The organism is Mycobacterium pseudoshottsii JCM 15466 (assembly GCF_003584745.1).
Lineage (GTDB): Bacteria > Actinomycetota > Actinomycetes > Mycobacteriales > Mycobacteriaceae > Mycobacterium > Mycobacterium marinum.
On sequence record NZ_AP018410.1, the window covers coordinates 4,621,813 to 4,633,779 of the forward strand.

Sequence of the window (11,967 nt, forward strand, 5' to 3'; positions counted from 1 at the left end):
CCGCGGAAATGTCATCAGGATTACAGGAATCTAGGAGGGCACGACGATGAGCGAACGCCGCGGATCGGGATTTCGAGAGGCGGTCACCCTTTTCACCGGTGGCGCGCAACCCAGTGAATCGCAAGTCCGCCACGCCGCGTGGGTGGCCCGCTGCGTCGGGCGGGGAGCGGCAGCGCCGCTGCATCCCAACGACCTCACGGCTCTCGCCGGAACCCTTAGTCAACGTCAGTTCACCTCCGGGGCAGTACTTTTCAATCTCGGCCAAGATCCGACCGGGGTGTGGATTGTGCGACAGGGACAGATCGAGCTCGCGGTAGGTTCGGGGCGGCGGCGCGCAGTCGTCGATGTGCTGCGCGGCGGCGATGTCGACGGAGACATTCCGCTGTTGCTGGAGATGCCGATGGCCTATACCGCCCGCGCGCTCGAGGACAGCACTTGCCTCTATCTGGACCGGGCGAACTTCGAGAGCCTACTGGCAGGCCACCCCAACATCGCGCGGCGCTGGCTGTCATCGGTCGCACAGCGCGTCTCAGCCGGGCAAGCCCGGCTCATTGCCCTGCTGGGCCGACCGCTTCCGGCTCAGGTTGCCCAGCTACTGCTCGACGAATCATCGGAAGGATCAGTACAACTCGCGCAACGCACGCTATCGGCAATGCTCGGTGTGCAGCGACCGTCTCTGAACAAGATCCTCAAGGGCTTTGAACGTGACGGGTTGATCGCCGTCGGCTACGCCGAGATATCGATCGTTGACGTCAACGGGCTCAGCGCCAGAGCGCGCTAGGCCGGCAGCCCGAACTAGGTGGCCGGCTCATTTGGGTCAGGCGGAGGCCACGAAGGACTGCGCCCCAGATCCGAGTCCCGCGTCACGTCGGCGCGGGCTTGATCACGGGCGTTAGACGGCAACGACGTATCCGTACACCACCATGCGTCGCAGATTTTCGCCCACCACAGCGGCACGGGCAACGACCCGGCGCCGCACGACACCACTCCGTAGGAGTTGGGGTCGCCGTTGCCGGGCGTGGACGCCACGAACTGATCCACCTGCGCGACAATGTGGTTGTCCACATCGATTTCGCAGTGCACATTGTCCGAGTACGGCCACAGGATACTTACTTGCATCCCCGCTTTCGCCGGATCGGCCAGCATCGTAGTGGTGGTGAATTCGCGGCCGGTCGCGCTCAACGGGGCGGTTGCCGTGTAGGTGTCGTTGACCATGTAGATGGCCCGTCCGCTGGAGATCGGGGCATCCACCTTCGCGATGTAGGTGATTGTGTGCGCACCTGGTGGATCCGCTCGCGCAACATCCGGTGCGAGTCCAGGGCCGACGGCGGCGGCCAGCACCGCCGCGATCGACACCCATGCGTACACCGCAACTCGCATGGCTTCGTATCGTACGCCGGGCATCCCATGGCTGCCATCTCGAAATCGTCGGGCAGATCTGTTGGCGTGGCTGGTGCTCATCCGTATCAACGGCAGCCGAAACTCTGGGGTTTGCCCTGATCCTAGAAGCCAGCGCCAAGTCCGAATCACATTCTGATCAAATGCTTTTGAAAGGCGCCGCGCCATTCGTCGGCTCCTAGCCGGATCGTAGTGACCTCCCATCTGCAATCTCTGTGCCGGAGTGCCTATGGCGCAGGCTCGTCGGGCATGGGGCGCACCTCCGGCGGTGCCGGCAGTGGGGTCGGCGGCAGACCACCCCCATAGGATGCCTGTCGCACGCCGACCACCAAGGTAAGCACGAAGATGGGCGGAGTATCGGGCGGGAAGCCCAGCACCCTTACATCTTCGGGAATCGGTTCGGGGCGAAGGCATATCGTCGCCAGGCCCCTGCCCGCCCAATAGTCGTCGGGGGCACCGGTCTCGAGTCGGTACTCGAACACACTGAGGGTCGAGCTGCCCAACACTCGCTTGTCGAACGGGATGTAGACCCCCGGAAGTTCATAGGGGTTGGCCGACTCCCTCATGCGGTTTGGGTTGGGAACAATACGCTGACCGACCAGTTGCACCGGCACACGCTGATGGCGCGGCGGACCGTCGGGGTACCAGGAACCGCTGATCTCGGCCCAGTCCCAGCCTGGGCACGGCTGACACTCCGGTTCTCCGTAGGGAATCCAGTGCACCGGGGTGCTGGGAAGCTGTACTTCCAGCATTGCACCCTTGGGCACCAGTTGCGGAGTCCAGGTGCGGTTCCACCAACTCAGATTGTCCCGATGCTGCTGGGTGAAGACATAGCGACCCTCGTTGTGCAGCGGCAACTGGGCATCTTCGGGCTCGGCCACCGCGGGACCGACGGCAAACACCAGAGCGGCGATGAATGCGGCCAGCAGCGGGCGGCGCAGCCTCACGGCGCCCCCTTCGGATACTGCCCTGGGGATCGACGAGCAAGATGCCCATCATTCCCCTGTCTTCGTGGGGCAGGATGTGACAGTGATAGACGGACTTGCCGGTCACGTCCGGACGGAAGTAGGTCCGCAACGTATACCTGCGGTACGGCGGTAGGCGGAATGTGTCCCACCAGATGTCGGGCTCGTAGGCCGCCGCCCAACTGGTGTCACCTGTTGGGATCCCTTGGACGTCGACAACCTGGAACGGGTTTATGTGGATATGCAAGGGGTGCTGGAAGACGTCCTCATTGACTATCGTCCACTCCTCGACCGTGCCACCCTCGATCTCCTGATCAATCCGGTCCATATTCATCTCCTTACCGTCGATGAGGAAGTGAATTCCCATACCGGTCCGCCCGCTGATATCGCCGGAGAACACCAGAACCCGGCGCCGCGACACCGGCAGGTTCGGCATCCGTGGCGGCTCCACCAGGGTCTTCGGCATCGGTGTGTCGGTCGGTTTGCCGCGCACCACCAGGGTGGCCAGCGGCAGATAAGGGCGGGGGCCACCGGGGTGTCCCTGGTCGTAGGCTTCGGCGTAGATCCGGTAGCGCCCGGGCTCGCCCGCTTTGATGATGAACTCGGCCCGGTTGGCCGAGGCCAAGAAAATGTGCTGGCGCGTGCGCGGGGCGGCGTAGGGCGTCCCATCGGTTCCGATCTGCTCGAGTGAATGCCCTTCCACGTGCAGCCATATCGACCGATGCGGGCACGCGTTGAGCACCCGAAAGCGCTGGGCTTCACCCGGTTGCATGGTGATGTCTGGGATGAGTTGGCCGTTGACGGTGTAGTACATGCTCGACGGCACTGAGGGAAAGGAGGCGAACGGCACATCGCCCGCGATGGGCGCCACCACAGTGAACGGAACCTCACCGCTGTCATCGGCGATCCACAGCTCGTTGATCACGATGGTGCGCTCACGCATGGCGGCGATCTCGGGCACCGCGTCAATGTCGCCCTCGACGATGATTGCGCCGGAGAGCCCGTTCCAGCCCTGATGTGCGGTCGCCGTGTGGAAATGGGGGTGGTACCAATACAAGCCAGCCGGCTGATCCTTTGGGATGTCGTAGCTGTATTGGTGATCGTTTAGCGGGCCGATCTGCAGAAAGACGTTGTCCGCGGGGTCTTCTGGGCTCACTTGGAGGCCATGCAGGGCTCCGGCGTTGTTGATTAGCAGGCTTGTGAGCTGGGGGATTGTGGATTGAGGAGGTCTAGGCGGCGGTTGGCGGTCAAAGCGGTGATCCGGCAGGCTTCGGCGATGTTGTCGGCGCCGTTGAGGCGGTGCAGATTGATCGCGGTGTTGCGTAGCGTTGCTAGGACCTGTGCGCCGTTTCCGGTATGTGCCCTTTGACGGTCTTCGTCGAAGGTGACGTCGCGTATCCAGTGCAGGCTGTTCTCGATTCCCCAGTGTTGACGCATCCAGGTCATGATCGCGGTAGGGCGGGCGTGCTCGAACGGCAGGCTGCAGATGGCATAGACCACCTCCACGCTGCGCTGGTCGGTGGCGGTGGCGGTGATCAAGCGTTCACGAGTGATCCGGATGATTTGTTTTGCGTAGGGGAAGCCGATTCCTCGTGCAGCGGTGATGATTTGCGGGGTGCGGGTCTCGACACGGCCGTGGCCGCGGGAGTCGTCGGTAGCGGCTGTGGGCACCTCGGCCCAGGGCAGCGCGGTGATACGCGCAAGTATTTTGGCTTGGTTGGACTTGACGATCATCAGGTAGTGCGACTTCAAGGTGGCGCAGATCAACTTCGCGGTGACGACCTGGGTATGCATCGCATCCACGGTGACCAGCCACCGCAAGCTACCCGGCAGCAGCGTGAGCAGGGCACGTGCGCAGGGAATTTCATTGCTTTTCTCGGCGACAGCGAGTTGACCGAGCACCAATCGGGCACGGTGGGCGAACACCGACACGAGATGCGTGGCTGTCGCTTTGGCGCGTAAAGCACCACGCAGCATCTTGCCGTCCAACGCGATCGGCACCAATCCACTGGGGTCGCTGCTGGCCACGTGTGCAGTGAAGTAACTGCCCATCCTGGCGTTGAGGTCGGCGGGGTCTAGCCGAGACAAAACAGCGCGGAAGGTCTTCTCACTGGGCCGCCGGAACCGGACCCCTAATTGGGCCAACACATCATCGGGAGCGGTGGCCGCCCATGTGGCAAAACCAGCATAGCCGCGCATCCCCGCGGCAGTGGCCAGAACCGCGATCGCCAACAAAGCCATCAGCGAATACCTCCGACCGCGTGGGTCCCTCGGGTCTGGCACCGAGGCCAACACATCGAGAAACTCCGATCCGATGAGCTCGCTGCGCTCACCAGGACTCCAGCGGTCGAACACCTCTGGAACCGACGACACAGGCAATACTGAAACGGTAGGCACGGGCAACTCCAGACCAACGACGAACAGTAACCAACTCGATCGTTCTCCAGATAGCCCGTGCCTACACTCCGGCCCCAATAGCGCGGCACCAAAGATCATCAACCCAGCTCACAAGCCTGCTAATCAACAACGCCGGAGCCCTGGGAGGCCATGGGTGTGCAAGTTGATGTCGACATCCTCTTGCGCGAGCGTTTGCCGTCTCTCCCACTTGTTCCACAGGTCGTGGACACAGGCCCGCCGGGTGTCATAACGCGCGTCGTTGGACTTGGAGGCGCAATAGGGCAGCATGAATACGTTGTTGGTGGGGATCCCGACCGGGACAATCCGGTTCTTGAGCAAGACCCGCAGATTGTCACCCGGCCGGATTCGCAGGATGGGCCCGGGTAGCTGGCCGTTGAACGTCTCCAAGGTCAGTTGACGGCCATCGAGTTCGACAACATTGGTGACGGCGCTCAACTCTGTATCCAAAACACCGTTTGCGCTTGAGAATTCGGGAAGGTCACGAAGCTCGTCACCGCCCGCGTGTGCTGGCGCCGATGCGCCTCTTATCGCGCCGGCCGCGCCAGTTGCCGCCATAAGAGCCAGGAACGCCCTGCGATTCACAGTCGCCAACCGCCAAGTCCCTACTGTGCTTTCCGATTCGTCAACGGGAGCTTAGCCAAGAATGCGCCATTTCGCGCGGCCAAATTCAGCATGACCAGCGCGGGCAATTGTGTCATCCAAATGACAATCTGGATGATATCCGGGCGCATTCATATTTCGCGCTACGCAATGCCGTTAAAGGCCGCCTCTTGTATTGGCCCGAAGGAATTTTCGAGATCTGCATATTTGGAGAAGATGTGCCGGCCGAGGACCCAGGGCAGTGGCCGACAGGCGACGGGGCGCCACAGTGGCGTATGCCGCTCTCGGGTTCCGCACATCCCCCTCATGGTGCAAGGATCACCGGGAACAACGACCACCTGTCAGCAAGGGAGGCGCCGGTGGCCCAGTCGACCCCGCCGGATCGAATCGAAGACCGCTCCGCGGACGTCAGCTATATCCGCACCGACGCCGATCTACCGCCGGTCGCGATCGTGGACCGCTCCCCGATCACCTTCCGGCACAAGATCGTCTTCGGGGTGATCGCCGCCGTTGGTGCCGTCGCCTGGGCGATGATCGCCTTCGCCCGGGGTGAGACGGTCAACGCCGTTTGGCTTGTCGCCGCGGCTGGGTGCACTTACATCATCGCCTTTCGTTTTTATGCGCGGTTGGTCGAAATGAAGATCGTCCGCCCCCGCGACGATCACGCCACCCCGGCCGAATATCTCGACGACGGCATGGACTACGTGCCCACCGACCGTCGGGTGGTGTTCGGCCACCATTTCGCCGCCATCGCCGGAGCCGGTCCGCTGGTCGGTCCGGTTTTGGCCACCCAGATGGGTTATTTGCCCGGCACCATATGGATTGTGGCCGGAGCGGTATTCGCCGGCTGCGTGCACGACTACCTGGTGTTGTGGATCTCCACTCGGCGGCGCGGGCGCTCGCTCGGGCAGATGGTGCGCGACGAACTCGGCGCGACAGCCGGGGTGGCCGCGCTCATCGGGGTGCCGCTGATCATCACGATCATCATCGCGGTGCTGGCGCTGGTGGTGGTGCGGGCGCTGCCGCAAAGCCCGTGGGGTGTCTTCTCGATCGCGATGACCATTCCGATTGCCCTGTTCATGGGCTGCTATCTGCGGTTCCTGCGGCCCGGGCGGGTCGCCGAGGTGTCGGTGATCGGGATCGGGTTGCTGCTGTTGGCCGTGGTCTCCGGCGGCTGGGTTGCCGAAACATCGTGGGGTGCATCCTGGTTCAGCCTGTCGCCGGTCACCCTGTCATGGCTGCTGATCATCTACGGCTTCACGGCGTCGGTGCTGCCGGTGTGGTTGCTGCTGGCACCGCGTGACTACCTTTCTACGTTCATGAAAGTCGGCACCATCGCGCTGCTGGCCGTCAGCGTGCTGGTTGTTCGGCCCGACATCATGGCCCCGGCCGTTTCCCGATTCGCCATGACCGGTGACGGGCCGGTGTTCGCCGGCGCGTTGTTTCCGTTTCTGTTCATCACCATCGCCTGCGGCGCGCTGTCCGGATTCCACGCGCTGATCTCCTCGGGCACCACGCCGAAAATGCTGGAGAAGGAAGGCCAGATGCGCCTGATCGGCTATGGCGGGATGCTGACCGAGTCCTTCGTGGCGATCATCGCACTGCCCACCGCATCGATCCTGGACCAGCACTTGTATTTCGTGCTCAATGCCCCCGCCGCCAAGACCGGCGGCACGGCGGCCAGCGCCGCGGACTACGTCAACGGACTCGGGTTATCGGGAAATCCGGCCAGCGCAGACCAGATCACCCAGGCTGCCGCGGGCGTGGGCGAACACTCGATCGTGTCGCGCACCGGCGGCGCACCAACGCTGGCATTCAGCATGTCGGAGATCATGAACCGCGCCCTTGCCGGCATCGGCCTCAAAGCATTTTGGTACCACTTCGCGATCATGTTCGAGGCGCTGTTCATCCTGACCACCGTCGACGCCGGCACCCGGGCCGCACGCTTCATGGTGTCCGATGCGCTGAGCAACCTCGGCGGGCCGCTGCGCAAGCTGCAGAATCCGAGCTGGCGCCCGGGCGCATGGTTGGCCACCATACTGGTGGTTGCGGGATGGGGCGGCACCTTGCTGTTGGGCGTCACCGACCCATTGGGCGGGATCAACACGCTGTTCCCGCTGTTCGGTATCGCCAACCAGCTACTGGCCGCGATCTCACTCACGGTCATCACCGTCATCGTGATCAAGAAGGGTCACCTGAAGTGGGCCTGGATACCGGGCGTCCCACTGCTGTGGGACCTCATCGTCACTTTGACGGCGTCATGGCAAAAGATCTTCTCCGGTGACCCCGCCGTCGGCTACTGGACCCAGCACTTTCGGCACCAGGAGGCCAAGGACGCCGGCAAGACGGCGTTCGGTTCGGCCGCCAATGTCGACCAGCTCGACGACGTCATCCGCAACACGTTGGCGCAGGGGATCCTGTCCATCGTCTTCGCCGGCATTGTCATCATCATTGTGATCGCTGGAATAGCAATGTGTTACAAGGCACTTCGCGGAAGCGCTCGCCCGCTGACCGAAGACGAGCCAATGCCGTCGAAGCTGTTCGCCCCCGCCGGCCTGGTTCCCACCGCCGTCGAACGTGAGGTAGCGCAGCAGTGGTCAGCGCTGGCCGACACGCAAGGTGGGCGACCATCATGACCGCCCGCTGATCAATCCGGTATCGGCGCGCCGGAAATCAGGTAGTGCCCAACTGCGTTGTAGCGCCCTAGAATTGTGCGCAATGAGAGTCGGTATCGACTTCGGCACCACCCACACCGTGGCTGCGGTCGTCGACAGAGGCAACTATCCCGTCGTGTCCTTCGACGGAGTGGACGCATGGCCTTCGGCCATCGCCGCCAACGCGGCCGGTGAGCTGCGCTTCGGTTTGGACGCAACCGCGGTGCGCCGCGATCCCGGCTGGTCGGTGCTGCGTTCGTTCAAACGTCTGCTCAACGACGCTGGACCGCACACCGAAGTCAGCCTGGCCGGCCGCAGCTACCGGCTGACCGAGCTGCTGGCCCGCTTCCTCGAACAGCTCAAAGACGATCTGCAACACCGGTCAAACGCCGGCCTGACACCCGGCGAGCCGGTCGAGGCCGCGATCAGCGTGCCGGCGAATGCGTCTAGCGCACAACGCTTCCTGACGCTGGATGCCTTCGTGGCGGCGGGTTTCCAAGTAGTCGCGTTGTTGAACGAACCGTCTGCGGCCAGCCTGGAATACGCACATCGTTACCGCTCTACCATCACCGCCAAGCGCGAGTACGTCGTGATCTACGACCTCGGCGGCGGCACCTTCGATGCCTCACTGCTGAAGATGACCGGCCACGTCAACGACGTCGTCCGCAGCGAGGGCATCCAGCGGCTCGGCGGCGACGACTTCGACGACTTCGACGACTTCGACGACTTCGACGACTTCGACGAGGCGATACTGCAACTCGTTGCCGCACGGCTGCCCGAGATCGCGGAGCTGGCCGCAACCGACGTCACCGGATACGACGTGCTGAAGGAGGAATGCGCCGCGCGCAAAGAAGCCGTCGGGCCACAGACGCGCCGCTTCCTGATGGACCTCACCGGGATCGGGGGCGACCGGCCACCATTTTCCTGCGATATCGATGACGCGTATTCCGCATGTGCACCGCTGGTCGACGACACGATCGGGGTACTGTCGCGCGTCTTGCGTGATCCGGCGCCCGGCGGTGACGGTGTGGCCTGGTCGGAAGTCGCGGGCATCTACCTGGCCGGTGGGGCGGGGAGCTTCCCACTGATCTCGCGCATGCTGCGCGCGACCTTCGGCGACAAGCGGGTGAAACGCTCGCCGCACGCGTTTGCGGCCACCGCCATCGGGCTGGCCGTCTTCCTCGACCACGAAGCGAGTTTCGAGCTTTCCGAACATTTCTCGCGACACTTCGGGGTCTTTCGCGAGGCCCAAGCCGGTGCCGACGTCGTCTTTGACCCCATCGTGGCAAAAGACTCCCCACTTCTCCGCGACGGAAGTTCGCCGCTGGTCATCCGGCGCACCTACCGGGCCGCGCACAACATCGGCCATTTCCGGTTCGTGGAGTGCAGCCGCCTGGTCAACGGCCGCCCCGACGGTGACGTCACGCCCTACGATCCGGTCTACTTCCCGTTCGACCCGGCCCTTCGTGACCGGCAAGACCTCGGGCATCAGCCGGTCGGCCGCTGGGACGAGGGGCCCGATGTCGAGGAGCGCTACGTCATCGCCCCAGGGCTCCGGCGTTGTTGATTAGCAGGCTTGTGAGCTGGGTTGATGATCTTTGGTGCCGCGCTATTGGGGCCGGAGTGTAGGCACGGGCTATCTGGAGAACGATCGAGTTGGTTACTGTTCGTCGTTGGTCTGGAGTTGCCCGTGCCTACCGTTTCAGTATTGCGTGTGTCGTCGGTTCCAGAGGTGTTCGACCGCTGGAGTCCTGGTGAGCGCAGCGAGTTCATCGGATCGGAGTTTCTCGATGTGTTGGCCTCGGTGCCAGACCCGAGGGACCCACGCGGTCGGAGGTATTCGCTGGTGGCTTTGTTGGCGATCGCGGTTCTGGCCACTGCCGCGGGGATGCGCGGCTATGCTGGTTTTGCCACATGGGCGGCCACCGCTCCCGATGATGTGTTGGCCCAATTAGGGGTCCGGTTCCGGCGGCCCAGTGAGAAGACCTTCCGCGCTGTTTTGTCTCGGCTAGACCCCGCCGACCTCAACGCCAGGATGGGCAGTTACTTCACTGCACACGTGGCCAGCAGCGACCCCAGTGGATTGGTGCCGATCGCGTTGGACGGCAAGATGCTGCGTGGTGCTTTACGCGCCAAAGCGACAGCCACGCATCTCGTGTCGGTGTTCGCCCACCGTGCCCGATTGGTGCTCGGTCAACTCGCTGTCGCCGAGAAAAGCAATGAAATTCCCTGCGTACGTGCCCTGCTCACGCTGCTGCCGGGTAGCTTGCGGTGGCTGGTCACCGTGGATGCGATGCATACCCAGGTCGTCACCGCGAAGTTGATCTGCGCCACCTTGAAGTCGCACTACCTGATGATCGTCAAGTCCAACCAAGCCAAAATACTTGCGCGTATCACCGCGCTGCCCTGGGCCGAGGTGCCCACAGCCGCTACCGACGACTCCCGCGGCCACGGCCGTGTCGAGACCCGCACCCCGCAAATCATCACCGCTGCACGAGGAATCGGCTTCCCCTACGCAAAACAAATCATCCGGATCACTCGTGAACGCTTGATCACCGCCACCGACCAGCGCAGCGTGGAGGTGGTCTATGCCATCTGCAGCCTGCCGTTCGAGCACGCCCGCCCTACCGCGATCATGACCTGGATGCGTCAACACTGGGGAATCGAGAACAGCCTGCACTGGATACGCGACGTCACCTTCGACGAAGACCGTCAAAGGGCACATACCGGAAACGGCGCACAGGTCCTAGCAACGCTACGCAACACCGCGATCAATCTGCACCGCCTCAACGGCGCCGACAACATCGCCGAAGCCTGCCGGATCACCGCTTTGACCGCCAACCGCCGCCTAGACCTCCTCAATCCACAATTCCCCAGCTCACAAGCCTGCTAATCAACAACGCCGGAGCCCTGGTCATCGCCCCCAGCGGCGCGGCCGAAGTGACCCTCACCACGCATCCGGCCGGCTTCAACCGCACCTTCCGGCTGCAACGGCACGTCCCAGCACGATCCTGACCTATAGCCAAGGAGGCTTTCACCGTGTCCACCTGGCTCATCACCGGCTGTTCCACCGGGCTGGGCCGCGCCCTGGCCGAAGCCGTCATCGACGCCGGTCACCACACCGTCGCCACCGCGCGCAGCGTCGGCGGCGTTGCCGACTTGGCCCAGCGGTCCCCCGAACGGGTCTTGCCCCTCGCTTTGGACATCACCGAGCCCGACCAGATCACTGCGGCGGTGCAGGCGGCGCAGCAGCGTTTCGGCGGCATCGATGTACTCGTCAACAACGCCGGCTACGGATACCGTGCGGCGGTCGAAGAGGGCGACGACGCCGAGATCCGCGACCTGTTCGAGACACACTTCTTCGGCACCGTGGCACTGATCAAAGCCGTCCTTCCCGACATGCGGGCCCGCCGCAGCGGTGCGATCGTGAACATCTCATCGATCGCGGTGGCGCTGACGCCGGTGGGATCGGGTTACTACGCGGCGGCCAAGGCCGCCATGGAGGGGATGAGCGGCGCATTGCACGGGGAGCTCGCGCCGCTGGGCATATCGGTCACCGTCGTCGAGCCCGGCGCCTTCCGTACCGATTTCGCCGGCCGCTCCCTGGTGCAATCGACCAGGATGATCAATGACTACGCCGCCACGGCAGGGCAACGGCGCAAGGAGAACGACACCATGCACGGCAACCAGCCCGGTGATCCCGCCAAGGCTGCCGCCGCGATCATCACCGCCGTCGAATCACCCGCCCCGCCGGCATTTCTGCTGCTGGGGCCCGACGCGCTGATGGCCTACCGCCACATCGCGCAACGGCGCGATGTGGAGATCGCCGATTGGGAACAACTCACGGCCGGCACCAACCTCACCCCGTAACTGCCAGGTCCCGAACTTGACCTAAATTGTGCGGTCAGCGACCTATCGGCCACTCCCCACGA

The 11,967-nt window shown here is 63.6% G+C and carries 10 protein-coding genes and 2 pseudogenes; 6 read left to right on the forward strand and 6 right to left on the reverse strand.

Annotated elements, in window-relative coordinates; all coding sequences use genetic code 11:
* The first annotated feature begins 46 nt into the window (after window positions 1-46).
* Window positions 47-781 carry a Crp/Fnr family transcriptional regulator gene (locus tag MPSD_RS20885; protein ID WP_012393452.1) on the forward strand — a complete coding sequence of 245 codons (735 nt, stop codon included), beginning with the start codon at window positions 47-49 and terminating at the stop codon, window positions 779-781.
* A 14-nt stretch (window positions 782-795) separates the two neighbouring features.
* On the opposite strand, the gene MPSD_RS20890 is transcribed toward MPSD_RS20885, so the two are convergent.
* The 3 genes and pseudogenes from MPSD_RS20890 to MPSD_RS29645 form a co-directional block, all read right to left on the reverse strand.
* On the reverse strand, window positions 796-1,404 hold the full coding sequence (locus MPSD_RS20890) for a hypothetical protein (protein WP_020786444.1): 609 nt from the start codon (window positions 1,402-1,404) through the stop codon (window positions 796-798).
* A 221-nt stretch (window positions 1,405-1,625) separates the two neighbouring features.
* Window positions 1,626-2,345, reverse strand: a complete 720-nt coding sequence (locus MPSD_RS20895) for a hypothetical protein (RefSeq protein ID WP_036426389.1) — start codon at window positions 2,343-2,345, stop codon at window positions 1,626-1,628.
* A gap of 82 nt (window positions 2,346-2,427) precedes the next feature.
* Window positions 2,428-3,177: pseudogene (locus MPSD_RS29645) on the reverse strand (multicopper oxidase family protein); the annotation flags it as partial.
* Here MPSD_RS29645 and MPSD_RS29650 point away from each other — a divergent pair.
* The gene (locus MPSD_RS29650) at window positions 3,176-3,379 is read left to right on the forward strand and encodes a hypothetical protein (RefSeq protein WP_015355059.1); all 204 of its coding nucleotides are present in this window, start codon (window positions 3,176-3,178) and stop codon (window positions 3,377-3,379) included. The pseudogene MPSD_RS29645 and the gene MPSD_RS29650 sit on opposite strands and share 2 nt — an antisense overlap.
* Window positions 3,380-3,396: 17 nt before the next feature.
* Here MPSD_RS29650 and MPSD_RS29655 read toward each other — a convergent pair.
* The 3 genes and pseudogenes from MPSD_RS29655 to MPSD_RS20915 form a co-directional block, all read right to left on the reverse strand.
* Window positions 3,397-3,519, reverse strand: a pseudogene (locus MPSD_RS29655) (hypothetical protein); the annotation flags it as partial.
* A 32-nt stretch (window positions 3,520-3,551) separates the two neighbouring features.
* Complete coding sequence (locus MPSD_RS20905) at window positions 3,552-4,760, reverse strand: ISAs1-like element IS2404/ISMul1 family transposase (protein ID WP_420811953.1); 1,209 nt, start codon at window positions 4,758-4,760, stop codon at window positions 3,552-3,554.
* Window positions 4,761-4,883: 123 nt separating this feature from the next.
* A complete protein-coding gene (locus MPSD_RS20915; RefSeq protein WP_232022611.1) occupies window positions 4,884-5,216 on the reverse strand; it encodes a multicopper oxidase domain-containing protein in 333 nt (110 codons plus the stop codon).
* Between the two features lie 524 nt (window positions 5,217-5,740).
* Between MPSD_RS20915 and MPSD_RS20920 the strand changes: the two genes are divergently transcribed.
* The 4 genes from MPSD_RS20920 (at window position 5,741) to MPSD_RS20940 (ending at window position 11,905) form a co-directional block, all read left to right on the forward strand.
* Window positions 5,741-8,017 (forward strand): carbon starvation CstA family protein, encoded by a 2,277-nt coding sequence (locus tag MPSD_RS20920; RefSeq protein ID WP_086085893.1) that lies wholly within the window; start codon window positions 5,741-5,743, stop codon window positions 8,015-8,017.
* Window positions 8,018-8,099: 82 nt separating this feature from the next.
* Entirely contained in the window at window positions 8,100-9,602 is a 1,503-nt protein-coding gene (locus MPSD_RS20925) for an Hsp70 family protein (RefSeq protein WP_086085894.1), read from the forward strand.
* Window positions 9,603-9,725: 123 nt separating this feature from the next.
* Entirely contained in the window at window positions 9,726-10,928 is a 1,203-nt protein-coding gene (locus MPSD_RS20935) for an ISAs1-like element IS2404/ISMul1 family transposase (RefSeq protein ID WP_420811954.1), read from the forward strand.
* Between the two features lie 146 nt (window positions 10,929-11,074).
* Window positions 11,075-11,905 (forward strand): oxidoreductase, encoded by an 831-nt coding sequence (locus MPSD_RS20940; protein ID WP_086085022.1) that lies wholly within the window; start codon window positions 11,075-11,077, stop codon window positions 11,903-11,905.
* Window positions 11,906-11,967: the final 62 nt, after the last annotated feature.